A 21,260-nucleotide genomic window follows, 5' to 3' on the forward strand; every position below is an offset into this window, starting at 1 on the left:
ATCGTTTTCATTTATTATCATTATACGGAATAAACTGCGCTTGTCAATGACTTCTTTGTTCGCAAAAAGAAAATTTGCATTTATCGTACAAGTCCTCGTTGTTGTCATTGTTGCTCCAAATAAATCCTCTTTCCGTACGTACACGTATACGTGATAATGCCATTATTTTTAGCCCCTATAAAATCCCCCCTCCGAATGGATGACCTGTCCAGTGATCCATCCCGCCTCTTCACTAACAAGGAATTTCACGAGACGGGCGGCATCCCCTGGCTGGCCCATTCGTCCCATTAGAAGCTTAGATTGAAGCTTCCGTTTGATTCCCTCCGTCATCCATCCGGTATTGGTCGGCCCGGGATTCACAGCATTAACGGTGATCCCTAGTGGGGCTAATTCTGCCGACAAAGAAAGTGTAAACGCTGATATGGCCCCTTTTGTTGCCACATAAGCGAGCTCTCCCATCATCGGCCCCTGCCCTTGCCCGGAAGTCATGCTAATGATCCTACCAGATTTTCGAGAGTTTTCATTTAGTCGAAGCGCAAATTCAGTGCTTAGCAAAAAGGTAGCACGCATGTTGACCTTGTAGTGCTCATCCAACGTTTCCGCGGACAGTCGTTCATACCCATCCCGCGTGGAATAGGCAGCGTTATTTACGAGGATCGATGGAAGTCCTATGGCCTCTTCTACCCGGTCCAACACCTCAACATACGTCCCTTTTCGAGAGAGATCGACCTCCATGTGAGCAGCTCTTATCCCCATTTGCTCCAACTCCTGCCGAAAGGTCTCCGGCCAAGCCTCTTCCGCCTGCCAGTGGGCAAAAAAGATATTCCTTCCCGCCGTAGCCAGCTCCCGGCATATGGCAGCACCAATCCCATTCTCATGACTTACTCCTGTCACTAACGCTGTGGATTTTTTCAATTCTTCCCCCCCCTATGTGGAATCGCGAATGATCAATTCATGGTCCAAAATGATGCTTTCCACTTCCTTGCCACAAATTTTATTGATGATCATGTCGGCAGAAATGCTGCCCATCCGGTACATCGGCTGGGCTACTGTCGTGAGCGGGGGATGGGTCATGTTGGAGAAACTAACTTTGTCAAAGCCAATAATCGCCATATCCTCCGGCACCCGCATCCCTTTTATGTTCATTTCCTTCAATGCACCGATAGCAAATATATCGGAGACGGCGAAAATGGCTGTCGGTTTTTCACCCTGACTCAGCAAATTTCTTACGGCCAGCTGGCCGCTTTGGAATTCTAATTTATTGGCATTGTAAATCCATTCCTTTTTTACTGCCAGGCCATACTCTACCAGTGCTTTTTCATAACCGCGCCTACGCTCCCTGGCATAGAGAAACTTTTCATCTGAATTGATCAGGGCAATTCGCTCCTGTCCCAATTTAATCAGGTGCTTCACTGCCTGGTAGGCCGCCAGTTCATTATCAATCGTGACATGAGGAATGGTTCCTTCCTCATCATATTCGCTGCACTGGACAATCGGATGATCAGCGGACAGTTCTGCCAGTCTTTCCTTATTCACGGTCGGATCCATAGAGATAACCCCATCCGCAACGTGCTTCCTGATTAAGTTGAAATAAATGGCCTCTCGCTCCGGATTGGAATCTGTCTCACACAACAAAATATGATAGCCCCGGCTGATCGCTGTATCCTCTATACCGCTAATAATCTCTGTATAGAAAGGATTGGCCACACTCGGCAGGAGCACGAGGATGAGTTTGCTCTCCGATGTCCTGAGGTTGCGCCCAAGGATGCTCGGTTCATAATTTAACTCTTCAATTGCCTTGTCTACACGGGATTTCGTTTTTTCCGTCACCCTGGTACTATTGTTGATGACTCGTGAAACAGTGGCTACCGAAACCCCGGCATGCTTGGCAACCTCATGGATTGAACCCATTCCATCGCCTACTTCCTGTTATGAAATCGTTTACAATAATTATATATTAAGCACCTTTTTTAGAGTTGTCAATAGAGACTTTTAAAACACCACTAGTGTTGCATATTCATAAAATCCAGTTTACTTCTTTTCGTTCGCCAAAGCCAAAGAAAGAAAACCTGAACGAAAGGTCCCTTCTTATTTGTGACAAACGATTGAATCTTCTACATCATGACGGAGATGGCAGCCGAACTTGTCTTGAATCACATAGTTGACTCCACACCTAGTATTACATATAATTATGGTAATACTAAAAATAAAGTAAGAGGTGACTATAATGGAATTGATTAGTGGTAAAATGACCAGTAAAGGTCAAATTACAATCCCTAAAGAGATCAGAGATAAATTGAACGTAAATGAAGGCGATCAATTTCGATTCTTGATTAGCGAAGATAACATAAAAATCGAACCTATTAAGAAGAAATTACTAAGTAATGCTATTGGAAGAATTACAGCGACTGAGCCTATTGATTTACAAAAAATGAGGGGGATTGTACAAGAAAAAATAGCCAAAGAACTATTCTCTGAAGAAATGGATGAACAAGATGATTAAATTCCTAGTTGATACAAACGTGCTTATTAGACTAATTGTTAAGGATGACGAATCAAAATTTAATGCTATTGTGAAATTGGTGAAAAAAATTGAAACCAATGAAATGACTCTAATAGTGCCCACCATCGTCATTGCTGAATGCTGTTGGCTATTAAAGTCATTTTATAAACTGGAAAAACATTTGGTCAGTCAGTATTTAATTGATATTATTGAATCTGAAAATGTGGAAGCAGAGGAAGATATGGCAATAGAGGCATTACGGATATATTCAGAAAAAAATGTTGATTTCGCTGATGCTTTACTTAGCGTTAAATGTAAAAGAAACGTCCATGTATTAACTTGGGATAAAAAAGATTTCAAAAGCCTGAACTGTGAATTTCTCACACCCATTGATTTAATAGAATAGCATTGATCAAAACCGAGTGAAACCCAAACTTTCCTAGCGTTGTATTGCAGTAAAAAGTTCCTGGCCTTCCCCAACTCGCCTCAATAAAACACCTTGCATTAAAAAAGGGAACAAGAAGGAGAGAATGACTGGCATGACGTACAAAAGCGAGCACCTTATGGTGACTCGCTTTTTTTGCCCTCCCGCATTATCGTCCAAAATTCTAAACTTAGAAGGATTTATACATTTAACTGTAGTAAGATAGTACGAGAATAACGAAAAGGAGGCACTCGAGTGGACCAATCACAAGTGAACTTAATGGAATCCCGTGAAGAAGTGCTCGAGCTGACAAAGCAGCTTGTCGGTATCCAAAGCATCGTAAGAACAGAAGGAGAAAAGGTGATTGCCTATTCTTTACATACATTGCTTTCCTCCCTTCCCTATTTCACATCGAATCCTTCACATGTAACGATCGAACAAACGACCAATGATGAAATCGAGCGGTATAATGTACTGGCGTTTGTGAAAGGGACCAAGCGTCCAAGCAATCGGACCGTTATCCTAATGGGGCACATGGATACGGTTGGCGTCGATGATTTCAATCAGTCCCGTGAGTATGCTTTTTTGCCGGATGACTGGATGGATCGATTAACAAACGAAGACCTCCCCGCAACGATCAAAGATCAGCTACAATCCGGTGATTGGCTCTTCGGGAGGGGTGCGCTTGACATGAAGAGCGGGCTGGCCAGTCATATCTATTTGCTCAAATATTATGCAGCACACCCAGAGGAATTAGAAGGGAACCTTGTGTTTGTGGCCGAGTGTGATGAAGAGGACGGCTCTCATGGCATTCTGTCTGCGCTTACAACGCTTGCGGACTGGAAAAAGGAGCACCAGTTTGATTATGTTGCTGCGATTAATAGTGATTTTGTTTCCCCGCGTTCTGAGGGAGACGAGAACCGCTATGTCTACAAAGGAGCAGCCGGAAAGCTTCTTCCTTCCTTTTTTATAACTGGGGCAGAGACGCATGTCGGGGATGTGTTTGAAGGACTTGATCCAAACTTCATCGCCGCTGAATTGACAAGGCAAATCAGCTATAATCCAGATCTCTGTAACGAAGCATTGGGAGAGATTACGGTGCCCCCTGTGGCTTTAAAACAAACAGATTTGAAACCCACCTATACCGTCCAAACAGCCTTGTCCGCCTATGTTTATTATAACTTCTTTATCCATTCCTGGTCTCCAAAAGAAGTGTTGGAAAAACTGAAGGAACAAGCCTATATAGCCTTCACCAATGCGCTTAACTTATTTGAAGAAAGGTACCGTGCCTTTTGTCAAATCAATCATCAGCCCTATAAGAAACTCCCGTGGCAGCCGCGTGTTTTTCTTTATGAGGAAATGGAACAACTGCTGATTGACGCACATGGGGATCCATTTATCCAGCATATGAATGACTTTAAGCAGGGGCTATTGAATGATGACACCTTGGATACCCGGATGTTTGCTGCACGGGTGGTTGAGGAATCTTGGAAATGGATGGAGGATAAAAGTCCGGCCATCATGATGTTCTATTCCTCTCTCTACTCCCCAAGGATTGAATTAACCGGGAAAACGAAAAACGAACAAGTGCTTATCGACGCCCTTGAACATGCCGTGGACGAGATTCAGCCCAACTATGAACACCCGATCGCTGTGAGGAACTTTTTCCCGTACATTTCGGATGCAAGTTTTGTCGCGATCAGTGATGATGCTGCCGGGATTGAAGCAGTTGAGAACAATAATCCCGGATGGGGGACCAAGCATTACGTGGACTATCAGGCGATCCGCGATATTAATGTGCCGGTTATTAATGTTGGGCCCTACGGGATGGATGGTCACAAACGATTAGAGCGGGTGGAGGCGACCTATTCCTTTGAAGTCGTGCCAAACCTGACCAACTTGGTGATTCAACGAGTCTTGCACACGTCATAATTTATACCGAAAAGCGCAGGCGGGTTGTCCAGAAGCGAGGATTTTGGAAGGCCTGGACTAGAAATCCCGGGTTTGGATTTCGGGCCTGGACTGAAAAATCCCGAGCTTCTACTCGCCGAAGCTAGACGAAAAAAGAACGAGGAACCTCTCCCCGTTCTTTTTCTTATGGCTGTTAATTCATTCACAGGTTAAAACAAACGACCTTCTTTTCCGTCATGGCTTCAATCGCGAATTTAATGCCCTCCCGTCCGATGCCTGAGCCTTTGACGCCGCCGAATGGCATTGCATCCACGCGGTAGTCGCTGCTGTCATTCACCATCACGCCGCCGACCTCTAGTTTTTCAATGGCCTCATACGCGTGATTGATGGTACGGGTGAAAATGCCGGCTTGTAGCCCGTAGTTCACAGCATTCGCTTGTTCAATCCCCTCTTGCAAACTCTCTATCGCAAATAGGGAAACGACGGGCGCAAAGGCTTCCTCACGGGCGATTTTGCAATGGATGGGGACGTTAGTTAACACCGTGGGTTGATAGTAAGCGCCTTGACGCTCGCCTCCGATGAGAATTTCTGCCCCTTCTTCGACCGCTTCATTCACCCATTGTTCAATGCGTTTGGCCTCTTTTTCACTAATCATCGATCCCATATCGGTGTCTTCGGAGAGTTTCTTTCCCATCTTAAGCTGACCCGTTTGATGCACAAACTGTTCGGCAAAAGTGTCCACGACATCTTTTTCGATCAACACACGCTGGACGCCAATACAGTTTTGTCCGGCAGCGGCAAAGGCTCCGCTGACCGCATTTTCGACCGCGCGTTCGATGTCCGCATCGTTTAATACAATCACGGCCGAGTTCGACCCTAATTCCATCCTGAGCGTTTTAACACCGGATTTTCCGGCCACTTCTTCTCCTGTTTCAAGGCCACCGGTAAACGAAACCATTCGGACATCGGGATGTTGAACGAGTGGATCACCGAGTTCGCTTCCTTTTCCTGTCACAACTGAGAGCAATCCTGAAGGCAGTCCCGCGTCCGCCAATGCTTCCGCCAAATAGAGGGCACTTAACGGCGTTAAGCTTGTCGGCTTAACAACTACTGCATTCCCGCCTGCCAGGGCCGGACCAACTTTATGCGCAACCAGATTTAACGGATCATTAAAGGCAGTGATCGCCCCAACGACACCTACGGGAAAATGAGTGTAATACCCAACACGATTTTCACTCCCCGGTACTTGATCGAAGGAAATGGTTTCCCCTTGGATTCTTCTCGCCTCTTCTGCGCTAATGCGTAGAATTTCAATCGTTCGATCGACTTCATCGCGCGCCTCGGTAATCGTCTTACTTCCTTCCTTGGCGATGATGGTCGCAAAGGTTTCTTTGCGTGTACGGACGTTATTCGCTGCGGTGGTTAAGATGTCGATCCGTTTATGAACGGGCAGTCTTGACTCCATTGCCAGCTTTCCCTGTTCAATCGCTTCGTTCACATCGCTGGCCGTGGCGGCAGGGATCGTGTCAATCAGACTGTTATCTTCCGGGTCACGCACGTCAATGGTCTGTTCGCTCCCTTTCCACCTACCGGCAATCAACATCTTTTTTCCCTCTGTCTCTGTCCTCATCCGCGCTTCACCTCGTTTTGTTCGGCTGTGTTCCACTGACAATCAACTACTCCCTCCATTAACGGTGTTCCCCCTTGGGACGTTGTTTCCATGTCTTGCTTAACCATAGGTTCACGTGGATAGTTAGCAAGTGTTTCGCAGCCATTTTCAGTCACAACAAACGTTTCACTAATTTCAACACCGCAATCTTCATCCCAAAGGGCCGGAATCAGATGAAACGTCATGTTAGGTTGTAAAATCGTTTGATCCCCCTGACGGATGTTGGCAGTGTTCTCACTCCAGTTGGGAGGATAACTTAAGCCGACAGAGTACCCGAGTCTTTCATTTTTCTCAAAGCCATGTTGACGAATCGTATCACTCCACACATTGGCGACTTCTTCACTTGTTTTCCCAGGTTTTACGGCAGCGAGGGTCTCATTGATTCCTTCATATACAGCGTCCGCCAGCCGTTTCTCTTTTGCCGTAAACGCTCCCAACTTAATCGTCCTTGCCAAAGGAGAGTGATAACGCTGATAGACACCAGCCAGCTCAAGAGTGACAAGCTCATCTCCTTTAAAAAGCACGTCGTCCCATGTTAAATGAGGGCTAGATGTTTTCACACCTGACAGCAAAAACGGGACAATGGACGGGTAATCTCCACCAATCCCCTCCGCACCGTCTATTTGAGCATGGTAAACATCAGCGACCACTTTGTTTTCGCTTACACCTTGTTGTATAGAAGCAATTCCGGTTGCCATCGCGTGCTCAGCGTTAGCGGCAGCATTTCTCATATAGTGCAGCTCTTGATCAGACTTAATTAGCCGTACATGGCCCACTAAGGTGGTTGTATTGATCACTGTGGCATCAGGCAGCCCTTTTCGTAACTGTTCATAATCCAACGCCGACAAATAATAACTGCCCATTTCAAGACCGATTCTCCTCTGATCTTGGTTCCGTTGAACGAAGAGGTCACTGATAAAATCAATTGGGTGCTTGGACGTTGAATGGAGATAGTGGTCTGGATAGGAGTAAATGTGGTCATCATCAAGCCAGGTGGTTAACCTTGCCCCGCCCGCGTCTTCTTCCCTTCCAACCCAAATCGGCTGGTCTTCCTCTTGGCTTACAATTAATGCTTGCACGACGTAGAAGGAATACGCGTCATAACCGGACAGGTAATTAATGTTGGAAGGATCTGAGATCAAAAGAACATCCACCCCATGCTCTTCCATTCTTGCTTTTACCTGACGGATCCTCCCCCAATATTCTGCCATCTTAAATAATAGTGCCACTGGCTATCCCTCCTTCTTTCATCATCTGTAGACCTGTTCCCAGAGAAAGGGGGGGCTTAAACAGGGGAATCATTGCTGAATTGCTTTTTTGGGAGCTATGGGGAGGCTTAGGTTGTTTTGTCCGGTTGTTTAAGGATTCGGTCTTGTGTATTCCTTAAGAATATAGAAAAGCTGTTGCTATGGATAATTCGTAGCAACAGCTAAATGGATAATTACATAGAGACCCAATCATCAAAAAGATTAGAGCCTGATTTTGGAAAAAAGATTGAGGCTCTTAGAAAATTTTGTTTAGGAGAATTTTTGTTATAGGGTTTGGTTATTTTTTGCTTTTGTTATTTCATTAAAGTGCTCAATTGCTGGATAAATTATTATCTTGGTGGTCTTTCTATTGCAAGCCACGCTCCCAACCCAATCATCGTCAATCCTGATAATTGATTCATTAGTTTATCTTTATTGAAAGAACCTATATTTTTTGAGAGTAACCAACCAGCAAATGCATAAATCCAGGCACAAACTAATTCAATAAAGATATAAGAAATGCCTGTAATTAAGATTAATATAGGAATATTGCTAGCTTGAACACTAATAAACTGGGGTAAAAATACCGCAAACAATATATAGGCCTTAGGGTTAGACATTGCCACAATAAATTCTTGTTTAATCGCCTTTTTAACTGATTGAATCTCCTCTTCACCTTTAGTTGCGTCACTTTTACGTAGCATTTGTATACCTAAATAAATTAAGTACACTACACCGATCCATTTTACGATCTGAAAGAAGACCGACGATGCTGTTAAAAGTGTTCCTAAACCTAAAGCCACCGCAGTAACCATTATAAGAAAAGCACTAAACCGACCACTCACAGCACTCATTGCCAATTTAATACCTCGGTTATAGCCATTCCTTAACGATAAAATTTGATTTGGACCAGGAGTAATTGCCATGATTATAGAGGCTGTAATAAAAGTTCCCCATGTAATATCGCTCAAATTTGAAGCGTTTAAAAGCAATACTAGGATAGTGGAAGATAAAACCAAAAAACCAATTATTAAAGACAATTTTAGCATCACTGTTACACCCCCTAAAGTAAATATACACTATCTAACTGTTGTACTATTCTCTATGGTAGGTAAAAAATCACAATGTCTTTTATTCCGTTAAATCGCCGGATTGCGGAACTAAAAAACTCCAGCCATCAATATGATGATCCCACACTCTCTGTTATCTCACTTGAGTTTATCAAAATCAGCTCTTAACATCCCGAATACAATACTATCCGTCCACTCGTTTTTATTCCAGAGATCTTGTAAAGTGAGCTTCCTTTCTCATTCCCACCCTTCTACATAATCTTTGTGATGTGATATTTCGTGCATCTAGATTCGCTTGAATCCGGTGGACGTTTACCGTTTCAAATAAATAATGGATCAGTGCTTGGACAGCCTCTGTTGCATATCCTTTTCCGAACACAGAGTTTGAAAACGTATAACCAATTTCAACGGTATCTTTCATACCTGTGTACCACACAGAAAGATCGCCGATTGCTCTAGCATTCACTAAAACAGCTAAGCTCAAGGCGCTTTCCTTTGTTAATTGATTATTTTCCAATTTCTTTTCGAACTCACTTTCTTTATCCTCTTGTGTCCATTTGTCATGCAAGAGATATTGACACGTTGCACCATCATTATAAATTTCATATACATCATTCAAATGATGTGTTTCAAAGGGGCTAATCAATAGCCGGCCTGTTTCAATTCTCATAGAATGGACTCCTTAAGATAATTTGAAAGATGTCTTCAGAAAAAATAACGTTCATGGCTAGTTTTAATCCCGGGAAAAGATCAGGACGGAAGGCACTCTCTCCATTGTAAATATAAGGTGTGAATAATCTACACTTAACTGGACAGTAATCTATCGCTTGAAATAATCAGGACAGGACGTTGCTTTTGATGCTTTAAATCACTGGATGGGACTGGAATTAAAACAATGTCACCTTGTTTATACATCGTTCCAAACCTCGTCATCGATATCATTATCCCAAAAACTCAGGCTACTCTCACTAGCTTTTGTTAAATCCTGAGATATCTTTTTATCTCTTTTGGCTTTTAAATATTCTGCAAAATCCAGAATTTTATCCACTTCTTGTTCAGGTATTTCATCAATAATTTTAAGCAAACGATCCTTAGCTGTATTTATGTAATGATCACCTCTTCCATGAATAGTTTATTTCATTACATCACTTAATGTTACGATACACTATATATTCAAAATCAACATGTTAATACGGGATTGTACTATATGGTGGTATAGTCAAATCGAATGTAAGCGTCAACTATCCCCACCTGTATTCAGATTCCAGCTGAGGGCCGTATCACTCTCAGGCAGGTGTCTTAAGAAAAAATAACATTCAATGCTAGTTTTAGTTCCGGGAAAAGATCAGAACGGAAGGTACTCTCTTCATTGTAAATGTAAGGAGTTGAATACATCCCGTTTTCTCCAAGGATATACTGCTCCAACATCCTCTCATTGGGATAGATTAATAAAAACTCTCTCACACCATGTTTCTGATACTGATTCAGCTTCTCAATGCGATCTCTTTGCCAAGTGGCGGGAGATAGTACCTCTACTATGAGATCTGGAGCCCCTTTGCATCCTCTATCGTCTAATTTTCTTACGTCCCATATCACACTAATATCGGGCTGTACGACCTGATATTCTTGTTCATCCTCTGCCGCTGATAATCTCACATCAAAAGGAGCAACGTATACCTCGCATGGTTTACCCGTTAATAAGGCATATAATTCTCCTGTGAGCTGGGTGACAATCCGTTGATGTAGGCGTGATGTGCAGCCTGCAGATAGGGAATCCCATCGATGATTTCATAACGTGGCTCTTCAGGCCATGTTAGATATTCAGCGCATGTTATTTTCTTAACATGCGGTCGATTCATACTCATGAGAGACACCTCCTGAATTACCCCTTAGCTTAACGCCCAGCTGCTCCATCCGCTTATCACCTATGGATGTTCTTTTTCTTCCACCACAAAAACCCCTTTAGACCATCATATCCAAAGGGGTAAAGCTTCGCAACTGTTGCTTTGAAATAAAGTTTGATCATTTTATATCTTCGTTAACGCTCGACCGTAGACGTGACTTACACTCGCAAGTGCCTATGTTGTCGCACGCACAAAAAGCTCCTTGCCCCTAGAAAGGCAAGGAACTACCGTTGTACAAATAGTCCGACTTTCCGCGCTTTCATAAAAAAGTTTGATCAATTTTTCTACTTGTGTTATTTCGTTAAAGCACCCGATTCCCTGAAAACCACAGAGTTGCATTTGTGTAATAGGCGATTAGAAAACATGATAATCCTTAATCCGATTTTTTCTTAATATCCTCAATGAAATAGCTCAAATTTTCTTTGTTTTGAATGGGGTTGATATAGTCTAAATGATGATGTTCTTTCAAGAAAACAAAATCTCTATCATTATGGCTAAAAAGTTTTGCATCGTTTACTATGGCAGTTGCTGCAATTATTGCATCTGGCAGTTTTAGTGATTTGCCAGTGTGTGTTTTCCAAGAGCGTTTTAATTCCGCCGCTTTATTGGCAATATGAATATCAACATCAACAATTCTATCTGCTAAAGAAATGTATTTTTCCCTTTGTTTTTTCAGTTTCGGAACAGTATCAACTTTGTGATAAGACATTAATTCTGATATTTGTATCGTTGACAGTAAAATAGCGTTTTTATCTGTAACATTGTCGTTCCATATTTGAAGAGCATCGGGGTAGCTAAATGAATGAAAGATATAAATATTTGTATCAAAAATGATATTAGCCAATATTTAAGTCCTCCCTATCGTCCTCCTCTTCGCGATTTGCTACTCCAATAGCATCTTCAATTACTTCCGAACCATGTTTAAGACCACTACCTGCAAGTTCATTAAGAAGTCGTTTCTTCTCAACAACAGTTTTTTTAGTTTTGAAGTCCAATATGATAGCGTTCTCTTTATCATGCAACTCCAGATTCGTCAATTGGTCATCATTCATTTTATCAATAATCTTTTGTCTGATTTTATCTAAAATTGATTCAATATCATCTTGATTGAAGTGATGTGCCATGTCTTTCGCCTCCATTCGCATTGATATTTACAGTTAATTATATCACAAATTTTACAAGGCATACGAAACATGAGGTGTATATACGGCTGGATAATGCTCAACATTCGATTGTTGATAATTCCAACATACTATCTCTAAACTCGTTAACTGTGGCTTTGTAATAAAGTTTATCAAAACGGATTCATTCCCCATTCGCAGTCTGAAGATGATTTCCAATGCACACATGCACGTAAACGGTCTAGAATTATATCCTCTACACCAATGACAAAAACCTTTTGTTTGTCCTCCGTACGTTTACTTTTTAAATCATCCAGCTTTTGTTTTGCCTGTTCAATCGAACTCATAATACCACACCCGATCACTTTTCCAGAGATTTCAGCTTCTTTCCACTTTTGTTGGCAAATGATCAAGTATTTTTATTTCATCGGGATCCCGCGGCCTCATGCGGCGTCTTTCTCCAGATGGACGGGCACGCAGCATTTTTCTCTCCACTTCATTCTTTCTTTGCGATATGAAATTATCCAACTCTTTAAGATTTATGCTTTTCAATCGCTGCACCTCTTTATGTTTATCTTTTCATTTTTATAACCCGGTACTCAAATTCTTTGTAAAGGTTTCAAATTCCTTGGCTTCTATAGAAAACACACGTTTGATTCCTATAATTGTAATCGATAACGTGTGTTTTTTAAACCACTTTATTTGTCATTAAACGACTTCATTGTCACTCAACACCTGATGTTGGTTTGAAATAAAGTTTGATCAAAATTGGGTTATAAAGCTTGATTTAATAAATAGATCGGAGCCTGCTTTTTAAAAAAAGATTTATCAAAACAAGCTCTCAGTGTATTTCGTTCCGCTGAATTTTTATAAAAAAGTTTGATCATTTTCTGCTTGGGTTATTTCGTTAAAGGGCCCGATAGGCAACGTCAATATGATATGACATCGATTGACCAAAGTGGGCATATAAATCGTGGCGATACTCCTAGTTAGCTGTTTTAAATATGAAAAAGCAGGATAATCCTGCTTTTTCATTATCAGTCTTTTAACTCCAATTTTTGATTCGCTAGCACATATACATCATCGGAAACCCGCTCAATAAAAGTCCGGTCGTGTGATACAAGAAGAACTGTTCCTTCGTATCCTTGCAAAAATTGTTCTAATGCCTCAATGCAAAAAACATCCAGAAAGTTTGTTGGCTCATCCAAAACTAGTATATTATATCTTCCTAAGAAAAGTTGGCATAAAACAAGTCTAATAGCCTCTCCACCACTTAAATGACGGACATTCTTTTCTAAATCATTATCTTTAAAATCCATTTTATCAAGAACAGACCGAATTTTGCTATGATGATCATCGCTTTTTTCCTTCATATATCCTAGTACGGTTTTATCTTCCGTAAATTGATAATCCATCTGTTCATAAGCCCCAAATACAGCCTTCGGAGAAATTGTAAGTCCTTCGCCCCTTTGTAAAATATGATGAAGTAACGTTGTTTTCCCTGAACCATTCCCCCCCGTAATGGCAATAGTTCGTCCTAATGGAAATTGGAATCTAACCTTGTCGAGAAGCAGTTTATCTCCAGCTGAGAGCGTTAATTGGTCTGCCATGATCGGAAACTTATTGTGCAGTTGAAGTGACTTTGGTTGGTTGAAACGAATGATATTTTCTGCTTTTGGTGCTTCAACTGCTTCCAGTTGTTCCACTCTCTGCTCAAGTGCTTTTGCGGCTCTTTGAATTCCTTTTTGGCTTGTATCCTTTGATTTTGTCATAAACATTTTATTCGCTTTTGCTTTTGCTTCTTTTTTTGAAACATGCTTACTTGCTTGTGTCACTTTATCAGCTTTCTTCATCTTTTCTTCTGCAGCTTTCATTAGTCGTGTCTTCTCTTTCAAATATTTTTCATGCTGTTCTTGCTGTTGCGCTTTGGAAAATTCCTTTTGCGACACGTAATCAGAATAATTACCTGGATATTCTGTTATGCTTCCATCCTCTATTTCCCATATTTTCGTTACCAGCCGATCCAATACATACCGGTCGTGGCTGACTAACACAAGTGCCCCATAGTAGTAAGCCAATTCATCCAGAAAAAATTTCCTTCCTTCTTCATCAAGATGGGTCGTTGGCTCGTCAATTAACAACCCTTCATGATAATTTGAAAAAAGACGTGCAAGCTTTAGTCTTGTCTGCTCTCCACCGCTAAATTTTTCAATGGCTCTTTCCGGGATGGACAGTTTACCGATTAAATCATAATTGGCATCATATTCATCCGTTAATTCCAATTGATCAAAGTAGGCAAAATCAATCAATCGATTCACTTTTCCTTGATCCGGCGTTATGTGGCCAGCAATAAGTTTCAAAAGTGTACTTTTGCCCGATCCGTTTTTTCCAACAACACCAATCCGGTCAAACTGATGCACTGCAAGTCTTGGGATATTCAGTACAGTACGATCCAAATAAGAGAGTTCTATATTTTCCAACTCAACACATACATTTTCCATTCATCTCATCTCCTACGGTTTACTTATTTGTCCCAATTAAAATATCTAAATCAATGGTCACTTCAGGTAAACAATGATTCAGAACTGCATCTACATTGTGCTGTTTTGCGTGCCAAGCAAGTGGGGACATTTGCATAAGATCCTTTAAAGCTATTTGACTTAACGATTTGGTATAGTTGATCGTAAAATGATCCATCAAATGAAAATGTTGTTTAAAAAGTGATACGGTATCATTATTTTCATACGTCTTTTTATCTGTATCGTCGAACAATACCTCCCGCAATTCATTTAAATAATTCCTACGAGGAACAACTTTTATCATAAGACCGCCTGGAACCATCATTCTCTGAAATTCTTGGTAATTAGCAGGCGATAAAATATTTAAAATGTAGTGGCATGATTGACTCGCTAATGGCGAATTTGCTAAATCACCAACCAGCCAAACGGGAGTCCGATAATGCTTTGCTGCCATTACAATGCCTTCTTTTGAGATATCTAACCCAATCCCAGTCATTGTATTGTCATTACACTCCTTCAATATTCTTTGTAAATGAGATCCCTCTCCACAACCTGCATCAAGAATGATAGTTGGGTCATGTGAGCCTTCCAAATATTCCTCGATCACTTCTGAAATTTTCTTATGCAACAATTCGTATAAGTTACTTTCCATGATTATTTTTTGTCTTGCTTCAAATAACATTTTGTCGTAATGACTTCTTGAAGGACGAGTCATCATGTTGACATATCCCTGTTTTGCAAAATCAAATGTATGATTGTTCTTGCAAACGAGGCTTTTTAAGGCAAAAACCTTCATTGGATGATGACAAAGCGGACATCTCAAAACATCCGCAATTTCTTTTACTGTTTCAGCACTTTTTTCCTTTGGCTTCATGTTTTTTCTCCCTTTCTGCAATAAAAAAATCACAAGCATCTGCCTGTGACTTTAGAGTAAAAGGGAAAAACCTATCCTTATTTATGTGTTTGTCAAACACTATAGTAAATAAACCTGCCTTTGCTGCACAAAGAGAGGTAAATTAGACAAAAATAAAGAAAGGCAGAACAGACCACCACCTTTCTATCCATTACATATTAGAGTCCAATTAAAGCAAGCAATAAAAAGCCCATTAGCAAAGTTGGTTGCTAGAAGAGCATGCTGCTCCTATCGGACGAACAAGTAATTTTAAAATATGAAATGAAGATTATTAAAAAAGGACAGACTAATCCCGTTTACCCTGTTTTCACAAACAGAGCCTTTGAACGTATTTAATTACTGGTTCAAAGTTAGGAATCGAAGTCTTATCGCATGCATCATTTTTTAATAATCCTCCTTAAAACAATTTAAAATTCAGATATACATATAGTATTATAACCAGCTTGTTATCAAAAGTCAAAGATTTTATCAACCTTGCCAAACTGGTGCGAGTTCACTTAAAGAAATGTAAACACTAAAAGGGGATGATTTCGATGATTAAGATAAGGGTTTAAAGGAACTGCACGGTTCCCGACTATATATAACTCTGATTCACACGCTGGACAAACATCTTGAAATATATCTTTATTTTGCAAAATATCAGTATACAGATCTTTTAAAGATATTTGATCTTTATAATCCTGTAAAGACTCCATTGCCTCATTACGCTCTTTTATTAGTGAATCTACCATCAACTTTCCAACACCAGGGTCTGGTATATCTTTTAAGTTCCCTAAGCTCGCAATGTGTGCATTATTTTTTGTACAAGTCCCTCTTCTTCTGTTCCTGATAATTTTTCTTTTAATTCCTCTAAAGTATTAACATCAGGATACTTGCTAAGTAATTCAGCTGTCTGTTGCTGTACCTCTTCTCTTTTTTGAGGTGAAGTTTCTAAATTTTGTTTATGTAATTCGATTTTCTTCTCTTCTTCAGAAAGTTTCTTTGCAAGCTTTCCTTCACAATCAAGATTATTATCAAACCGTTCATTTAAAATTCGCAACAAAGGTATTAAAATCCTCTAATCCAAATAAAGCAGCAAGTCGTTGCTGTTGAGCCTGTGGTGTATTAGCGGAGACCCGGGCAAACCCTTCTATACGATTTCTTTTATGAAGCAAAATTCATTAACTTGGGGCATTGGATGTACAACAACTTCACTATCCCTCGAATTTACACCTTTCAAAATAGGAAGTTCCGATTGCCCTGTATATGCATCCTTAATATATTTATCAAGTCCAATTCGCTTTGCATCTGCCTCATGAATTGTCCCTAAAAGTGCATATTCAAGGGCTTCACAGAAACTCGATTTTCCACTTCCATTAGGACCGTAAACAAAAGTATAGGGATTTTTAAATTCAAAGATATGTTCATCAGAGAATCCCCTGAAGTTTTTTACAGTTAATTGCGAAAGACGATTGATTTGATCTTCAGTTATTACTTCAGAGGTTTCACCTAATGAAAACTCTCCATCTACTGAATCACCATGCTCGGTTACTAAACTAGCGATAAGTTTACCCCTTCTCCCCCCAACGCAACTAGATGTTTCAACAGAAGTAAAGTTGTCTAAAATAATCCTTGCCAAGTTCATTTCATAATTAGACAAATCCCCTGCGTATTTCTTTAGAAATTTTTGGGGTAGACGATGAAAAGCAAGTCCCAATAGGGTTGGAAAATTACTTTGCTTATACTCGCCTAGCATCCTTGTTATAACATGTGCTACAACAGCTTCTAATAAGTCTTTACTAGTTCCAGTTAACAATGCTGCATTCGATGCACCTTTGCGACGGGTATAACCCATTAAAGCTTCTTCCATTTCTAAATCAGTAAGGTTGTCCAATACAATTGGGGTAACCATCCCATCACTTGATAATACAATTCCTTCAGCTTTTAACGAACTTCGAAGGTTCCGAATAGATTCGTGACCTACAAAATTCGGAGAATCTTCCCGAAATCCATCATGTCCCCTAATTAAAGAAAGAAGGGAACTAACAAAGGTTTCTCCAGTTTCATGATTGTATTCCAAAGCCCAGTTTAATACGGCATTTACTCTTTTGACTTTACCAACATTGGTATTTTGACCAATTAATTTCGGGTCACCTTTATCCAATTTGTTACGAAGGATAATATTATCTAGGTCGGCATGACTAGGTTTACGAGTTACTACTGAGGCATCGTCTACTACTTGTGAAATCGCAACAGAAATTTCATCATTTAAAGGTAACTTCTTCATATACTTTCCTCCCCACCTTGTTTAAAAACGACGATAATTCACCAAAATATAAAACACTCCCTTACGAACATACTATCGCAAGGGAGTGTTTTTATCAAACTTTATTATAAATTATCGATCTTTATTTCAAATCCACACCTGAATTTACCCTCTCAAACCCTCTACTCCACCGTCACGCTCTTCGCCAAATTCCTTGGCTTATCAACGTCACATCCACGGTGCAGCGCTGCATAGTACGCAATCAGCTGCGTCGGGATAACGGAGACAAGTGGGGCGAGCAATTCATGGACACGCGGCAACACAAGGGCGTCGCCTTCCTGCTCGTGACCTTCCATGGAAATAATCACAGGGGCTGCACCGCGTGCGGCGACTTCCTTCACGTTCCCGCGGATGCTCCAGTGAACCTCAGACTGTGTCGCTAACGCGAGAACCGGCGTGCCTTCTTCAATTAAAGCGATGGTGCCATGCTTCAGCTCTCCGCCTGCGAACCCTTCCGCCTGAATATAAGAAATCTCCTTAAGCTTGAGGGCTCCCTCCATTGCCACATAATAATCGACGGCGCGGCCGATGAAAAAGGCGTTGCGCGTCACAGATAGATACTCACGGGCAATTTGCTCAAGCTCTTCTTTCTGATCACACAGTGCTTCCATCGCGTTTGCGACGATGCCGAGTTCTTGCAGCGGGTCAAAGTCGAGTTCGATGCCTGCTGCATGAGCGGTATCAACGGCAAGAAGCGTTAGAACGGCCATTTGTGCGGTATACGCTTTTGTCGAGGCAACAGCAATTTCTGGTCCTGCAAATGTGTGCAAGGTGTAGTCGGCTTCACGGGAGAGTGTGGAGCCTGGAACATTGGTAATCGTTAAGGTTCGATGGCCTTGCTTTTTCACGTTGACAAGAACGCCGCGTGAATCGGCGGTCTCTCCGCTTTGTGAAATAAAGACAAAGAGTGGGTTGTCGGAAAGAAGCGGCATATTGTAGAGAAACTCACTCGCGATGTGCACCTCGACCGGCTTTCCAGCAATGCGCTCGAGGAGCTGCTTGCCGACAAGGCCGGCGTGGTAGCTCGTTCCCGCCGCAATGATGTAGATGCGGTCGCTTTGCTGCATCGCGGCACGAATGTCGCCATCAAGACGCGTGCTCCCGTCTTCATGCTGGTACTTTTGCACAATGTTACGAATGACGAACGGCTGCTCATCAATTTCCTTCAGCATAAAGTGGGGATACGTGCCTTTTTCAATGTCGCTCGCATCGAGCTCGGCGCGGTAAGAATCGCGCGTTTGCTCTTTCCCGTCCAGCGTTTGAATCGTAATGCCTTCGCGCTGAACGAGAACAAGTTCCTCATCCATGATCTCCACAAATTCATCTGTGACCGAGAGCATCGCCATGGCGTCAGACGCAATGACATTGACCCCGTCTCCGACACCGATGAGGAGCGGGCTCTTATTCTTTCCGACAAAAATGGTTTCAGGATCGTCTTTATCAAGAAGAGCAATCGCATAAGAACCCTTCATCAACGAGAGTGCTTTGCGAACCGCTTCTTCTGTGGTTAGTCCGTCTCCTGAAAATTGTTCAATCAGCTGAACAATGATTTCCGTGTCCGTGTCACTTTGTACGTGCACATTGCAAAGGTGCTCACGCTGCAGTTGTTCATAGTTTTCAATGACGCCATTATGAACAAGCGTAAAGCGCTCAGTTGAACTCTGATGCGGATGCGCGTTGAGCTGGCTCGGCACCCCGTGGGTTGCCCAGCGTGTATGCCCAATGCCGACGCTTGCCGCAACGTCGTCCGCGACGGCTTCACGGAGAGTGGCAATGCGGCCCTTTTCCTTGAATACGTGCGTCACGTCGTCCGCTCTTACGGCAATTCCAGCTGAGTCGTAGCCGCGGTATTCAAGCTTCTCTAGACCGCGAAGCAAAATCTCCTTCGCATCTTCTGTTCCAATGTACCCAACAATTCCACACATAGTCGTATCCTCCTGGACGTGGAGGCAAGTGCGTGCGCAGGGGCAGACTTGCCCCCACTCTTTGTTTTTGATGCATGAAACATTCTGCTTTTGTGCAAAGGGTCGCCCCTTTGTTTTTTACAGAATCTTACGGCTGTCATGCGGCAACCGGAGGGAATCCGCCGAAACTTCGATTAGCCCTCTCCTCGTCAACTGACTCACTGTCAGCCCTGGCGCTGTGGGTCGTGCCGTATCTTTTTCCAAGATACATGGATAAGCATACCTGATGAAAGAAAGAGCGTCAATGAAAATCCTGTGACGTTCTTAGTGCAGTATATGTACCTGCGACGTTCATGTGCACCTCATCTCTTCCAGAACAAAAAACGCCCAGAGTGTTCCGGCACTCTGGGCGTTTCTCCTTAAGCTCCAAGTTCTTTCTTCACCACAGCAACGATCCGATTTACGTACTCCTCACACAGTTCTTCGGTTGCGGCTTCCACCATTACACGCACAAGCGGCTCTGTCCCCGACGGACGGACGAGCACACGCCCTTCTCCGTTCATCTCCGCCTCCACCTTGGCGATGGTTACGGCTACTTGCTCGTTCGTCGTGACGGCATTTCTATCGGTAACACGGACATTAACAAGCGACTGCGGATAGGTTGGCATCTTGGCGGCCAGCTCTGAGAGTGGCTTCTTGGTTTCGTTCATAATATTCACCAGCTGCAATCCCGAAAGCAGACCGTCCCCTGTGGTGTTATAGTCGAGCAAAATAATATGGCCCGATTGCTCTCCACCCAGATTGAAGTTGCCCTTGCGCATCTCTTCCATCACGTAACGGTCGCCAACAGCCGTCTGCTTTGTATCAATGTACTCTTCCTCCAGCGCCTTGTAAAAACCAAGATTGCTCATCACTGTGGAAACCACGGTATTGTTGTTGAGCCGTCCTTGTTCCTTCCAGTACGTCGCAATAATGTACATGATTTTATCGCCATCCACGATATTGCCTTGTTCATCAATGGCAATGAGGCGATCGGCATCGCCATCGAAGGCTAAGCCCACATCGGCCTCTTTCTCCACCACAAATTTGGCCAGCTCCTCTGGGTGCGTAGAGCCACAATTGTCATTAATATTGGTTCCATCTGGAGAGGACCCAATGCTTGAGATATCCGCTTCTAAGTCCGCAAAGACGTGTGTCGCAAGAGAAGAAGCCGCTCCGTGCGCACAGTCAAGCGCGACATGAATCCCTGTAAAATCGCTTTCCACCGTTTGTTTCAAGAATTGCAAGTACTTCTGCCCGCCCTCATAGTAGTCATTCAATACGCCGAGGTCGCCGGCCACCGGACGAGGCATCGTATCCTCGCCATCAATCAGCGCCTCAATTTCTGCTTCCTGCGCATCCGCAAGTTTAAATCCGTCTGAGCCAAAGAATTTAATTCCGTTGTCCTCTACTGGATTATGGGAGGCCGAGATCATAATGCCGGCCGTGGCGCTTAGCTTTTTGGTTAAAAAAGCGACCCCGGGGGTAGAAATCACGCCGATGCGCATCACTTCTACACCAATGGACAAAAGACCTGCGACAAGCGCCGCTTCAAGCATCTCCCCAGAGATTCGCGTATCACGACCAATGAGCACGCGCGGCTGATCGGCCTCTTTGGTCAACACATACCCGCCAGCACGCCCTAGTTTAAAGGCAAGTTCCGGTGTCAGTTCGGTATTTGCTACCCCCCTGACCCCGTCGGTACCAAAATATTTACCCATGGTTCATCTC

Annotated in this window: 21 protein-coding genes and 1 pseudogene; 3 read left to right on the forward strand and 19 right to left on the reverse strand. The window is 42.5% G+C overall.

The genetic code is table 11. The annotated features are described in order from the left end of the window. Positions 1 to 168 precede the first annotated feature (168 nt). Both AVZ68_RS03560 and AVZ68_RS03565 read right to left on the reverse strand, forming a co-directional pair. Positions 169 to 915, reverse strand: coding sequence for an SDR family oxidoreductase (locus tag AVZ68_RS03560; RefSeq protein ID WP_059103169.1), 747 nt, complete (start codon positions 913 to 915; stop codon positions 169 to 171). 12 nt (positions 916 to 927) lie between these two features. Beyond that, the gene (locus tag AVZ68_RS03565; RefSeq protein WP_059103170.1) at positions 928 to 1,911 is read right to left on the reverse strand and encodes a LacI family DNA-binding transcriptional regulator; all 984 of its coding nucleotides are present in this window, start codon (positions 1,909 to 1,911) and stop codon (positions 928 to 930) included. Positions 1,912 to 2,227: 316 nt separating this feature from the next. Here AVZ68_RS03565 and AVZ68_RS03570 point away from each other — a divergent pair, with 316 nt between their 5' ends. From AVZ68_RS03570 to AVZ68_RS03580, 3 genes are all read left to right on the forward strand, one after another. Beyond that, on the forward strand, positions 2,228 to 2,503 hold the full coding sequence (locus AVZ68_RS03570) for an AbrB/MazE/SpoVT family DNA-binding domain-containing protein (RefSeq protein ID WP_059103171.1): 276 nt from the start codon (positions 2,228 to 2,230) through the stop codon (positions 2,501 to 2,503). Further along, on the forward strand, positions 2,496 to 2,909 hold the full coding sequence (locus AVZ68_RS03575) for a type II toxin-antitoxin system VapC family toxin (RefSeq protein WP_059103172.1): 414 nt from the start codon (positions 2,496 to 2,498) through the stop codon (positions 2,907 to 2,909). The genes AVZ68_RS03570 and AVZ68_RS03575 overlap by 8 nt, the downstream gene beginning before the upstream one ends. A gap of 297 nt (positions 2,910 to 3,206) precedes the next feature. Continuing rightward, on the forward strand, positions 3,207 to 4,859 hold the full coding sequence (locus tag AVZ68_RS03580; RefSeq protein WP_059103213.1) for a M20/M25/M40 family metallo-hydrolase: 1,653 nt from the start codon (positions 3,207 to 3,209) through the stop codon (positions 4,857 to 4,859). A gap of 181 nt (positions 4,860 to 5,040) precedes the next feature. On the opposite strand, the gene AVZ68_RS03585 is transcribed toward AVZ68_RS03580, so the two are convergent. The 17 genes and pseudogenes from AVZ68_RS03585 to glmM form a co-directional block, all read right to left on the reverse strand. After that, entirely contained in the window at positions 5,041 to 6,468 is a 1,428-nt protein-coding gene (locus AVZ68_RS03585; RefSeq protein ID WP_059103173.1) for an aldehyde dehydrogenase family protein, read from the reverse strand. Continuing rightward, positions 6,465 to 7,736, reverse strand: a complete 1,272-nt coding sequence (locus AVZ68_RS03590) for a M24 family metallopeptidase (RefSeq protein WP_367576321.1) — start codon at positions 7,734 to 7,736, stop codon at positions 6,465 to 6,467. The genes AVZ68_RS03585 and AVZ68_RS03590 overlap by 4 nt, the downstream gene beginning before the upstream one ends. 368 nt (positions 7,737 to 8,104) lie before the next feature. After that, positions 8,105 to 8,803: a LysE family translocator gene (locus AVZ68_RS03595; RefSeq protein ID WP_059103174.1), complete on the reverse strand. Its 699-nt coding sequence runs from the start codon at positions 8,801 to 8,803 to the stop codon at positions 8,105 to 8,107. A 159-nt stretch (positions 8,804 to 8,962) separates the two neighbouring features. Further along, positions 8,963 to 9,494 (reverse strand): annotated as a pseudogene (locus AVZ68_RS03600) (GNAT family N-acetyltransferase). Positions 9,495 to 9,628: 134 nt separating this feature from the next. After that, positions 9,629 to 9,766: a type II toxin-antitoxin system PemK/MazF family toxin gene (locus tag AVZ68_RS20105; protein ID WP_367576322.1), complete on the reverse strand. Its 138-nt coding sequence runs from the start codon at positions 9,764 to 9,766 to the stop codon at positions 9,629 to 9,631. After that, a complete protein-coding gene (locus AVZ68_RS03605; RefSeq protein ID WP_367576323.1) occupies positions 9,732 to 9,908 on the reverse strand; it encodes a DUF2281 domain-containing protein in 177 nt (58 codons plus the stop codon). The genes AVZ68_RS20105 and AVZ68_RS03605 overlap by 35 nt, the downstream gene beginning before the upstream one ends. A gap of 215 nt (positions 9,909 to 10,123) precedes the next feature. After that, positions 10,124 to 10,558: a Uma2 family endonuclease gene (locus AVZ68_RS21010; RefSeq protein WP_082676277.1), complete on the reverse strand. Its 435-nt coding sequence runs from the start codon at positions 10,556 to 10,558 to the stop codon at positions 10,124 to 10,126. Then, on the reverse strand, positions 10,519 to 10,689 hold the full coding sequence (locus AVZ68_RS20110) for a hypothetical protein (RefSeq protein WP_157404567.1): 171 nt from the start codon (positions 10,687 to 10,689) through the stop codon (positions 10,519 to 10,521). Before AVZ68_RS20110 ends, AVZ68_RS21010 begins: the two co-directional genes overlap by 40 nt. A gap of 412 nt (positions 10,690 to 11,101) precedes the next feature. Further along, positions 11,102 to 11,572 (reverse strand): PIN domain-containing protein, encoded by a 471-nt coding sequence (locus AVZ68_RS03615; RefSeq protein ID WP_059103176.1) that lies wholly within the window; start codon positions 11,570 to 11,572, stop codon positions 11,102 to 11,104. After that, positions 11,565 to 11,852 (reverse strand): hypothetical protein, encoded by a 288-nt coding sequence (locus AVZ68_RS03620; protein ID WP_059103177.1) that lies wholly within the window; start codon positions 11,850 to 11,852, stop codon positions 11,565 to 11,567. The genes AVZ68_RS03615 and AVZ68_RS03620 overlap by 8 nt, the downstream gene beginning before the upstream one ends. Before the next feature lie 170 nt (positions 11,853 to 12,022). Further along, a complete protein-coding gene (locus tag AVZ68_RS03625; protein WP_157404568.1) occupies positions 12,023 to 12,196 on the reverse strand; it encodes a hypothetical protein in 174 nt (57 codons plus the stop codon). Between the two features lie 690 nt (positions 12,197 to 12,886). Continuing rightward, positions 12,887 to 14,350: an Msr family ABC-F type ribosomal protection protein gene (locus tag AVZ68_RS03630; RefSeq protein WP_059103179.1), complete on the reverse strand. Its 1,464-nt coding sequence runs from the start codon at positions 14,348 to 14,350 to the stop codon at positions 12,887 to 12,889. A gap of 19 nt (positions 14,351 to 14,369) precedes the next feature. Then, positions 14,370 to 15,242: a putative RNA methyltransferase gene (locus AVZ68_RS03635; RefSeq protein ID WP_059103214.1), complete on the reverse strand. Its 873-nt coding sequence runs from the start codon at positions 15,240 to 15,242 to the stop codon at positions 14,370 to 14,372. Positions 15,243 to 16,053: 811 nt separating this feature from the next. Then, positions 16,054 to 16,323, reverse strand: coding sequence for a hypothetical protein (locus tag AVZ68_RS03640; RefSeq protein WP_059103180.1), 270 nt, complete (start codon positions 16,321 to 16,323; stop codon positions 16,054 to 16,056). 87 nt (positions 16,324 to 16,410) lie between these two features. Beyond that, the gene (locus AVZ68_RS19630; protein WP_082676279.1) at positions 16,411 to 17,547 is read right to left on the reverse strand and encodes an AAA family ATPase; all 1,137 of its coding nucleotides are present in this window, start codon (positions 17,545 to 17,547) and stop codon (positions 16,411 to 16,413) included. Positions 17,548 to 17,708: 161 nt separating this feature from the next. Then, the gene (gene glmS, locus AVZ68_RS03650) at positions 17,709 to 19,511 is read right to left on the reverse strand and encodes a glutamine--fructose-6-phosphate transaminase (isomerizing) (RefSeq protein WP_059103181.1); all 1,803 of its coding nucleotides are present in this window, start codon (positions 19,509 to 19,511) and stop codon (positions 17,709 to 17,711) included. Positions 19,512 to 19,909: 398 nt separating this feature from the next. Beyond that, entirely contained in the window at positions 19,910 to 21,250 is a 1,341-nt protein-coding gene (gene glmM / locus AVZ68_RS03655; protein WP_059103182.1) for a phosphoglucosamine mutase, read from the reverse strand. Positions 21,251 to 21,260: the final 10 nt, after the last annotated feature.

The organism is Shouchella shacheensis, assembly GCF_001484965.1.
Taxonomy (GTDB): Bacteria; Bacillota; Bacilli; order Bacillales; family Bacillaceae_D; genus Shouchella; species Shouchella shacheensis.

Bases quoted from the DNA above. Each gene is read 5' to 3' on its own strand.
- AVZ68_RS03565 (WP_059103170.1), bottom strand. From the start codon at position 1,911: ATGGGTTCAATCCATGAGGTTGCCAAGCATGCCGGGGTTTCGGTAGCC.
- AVZ68_RS03570 (WP_059103171.1), top strand. From the start codon at position 2,228: ATGGAATTGATTAGTGGTAAAATGACCAGTAAAGGTCAAATTACAATC.
- AVZ68_RS03575 (WP_059103172.1), top strand. From the start codon at position 2,496: ATGATTAAATTCCTAGTTGATACAAACGTGCTTATTAGACTAATTGTT.
- AVZ68_RS03580 (WP_059103213.1), top strand. From the start codon at position 3,207: ATGGAATCCCGTGAAGAAGTGCTCGAGCTGACAAAGCAGCTTGTCGGT.
- AVZ68_RS03585 (WP_059103173.1), bottom strand. From the start codon at position 6,468: ATGAGGACAGAGACAGAGGGAAAAAAGATGTTGATTGCCGGTAGGTGG.
- AVZ68_RS03595 (WP_059103174.1), bottom strand. From the start codon at position 8,803: ATGCTAAAATTGTCTTTAATAATTGGTTTTTTGGTTTTATCTTCCACT.
- AVZ68_RS20105 (WP_367576322.1), bottom strand. From the start codon at position 9,766: ATGATATCGATGACGAGGTTTGGAACGATGTATAAACAAGGTGACATT.
- AVZ68_RS20110 (WP_157404567.1), bottom strand. From the start codon at position 10,689: ATGAGTATGAATCGACCGCATGTTAAGAAAATAACATGCGCTGAATAT.
- AVZ68_RS03620 (WP_059103177.1), bottom strand. From the start codon at position 11,852: ATGGCACATCACTTCAATCAAGATGATATTGAATCAATTTTAGATAAA.
- AVZ68_RS03625 (WP_157404568.1), bottom strand. From the start codon at position 12,196: ATGAGTTCGATTGAACAGGCAAAACAAAAGCTGGATGATTTAAAAAGT.
- AVZ68_RS03630 (WP_059103179.1), bottom strand. From the start codon at position 14,350: ATGGAAAATGTATGTGTTGAGTTGGAAAATATAGAACTCTCTTATTTG.
- AVZ68_RS03635 (WP_059103214.1), bottom strand. From the start codon at position 15,242: ATGAAGCCAAAGGAAAAAAGTGCTGAAACAGTAAAAGAAATTGCGGAT.
- AVZ68_RS19630 (WP_082676279.1), bottom strand. From the start codon at position 17,547: ATGAAGAAGTTACCTTTAAATGATGAAATTTCTGTTGCGATTTCACAA.
- glmS (WP_059103181.1), bottom strand. From the start codon at position 19,511: ATGTGTGGAATTGTTGGGTACATTGGAACAGAAGATGCGAAGGAGATT.
- glmM (WP_059103182.1), bottom strand. From the start codon at position 21,250: ATGGGTAAATATTTTGGTACCGACGGGGTCAGGGGGGTAGCAAATACC.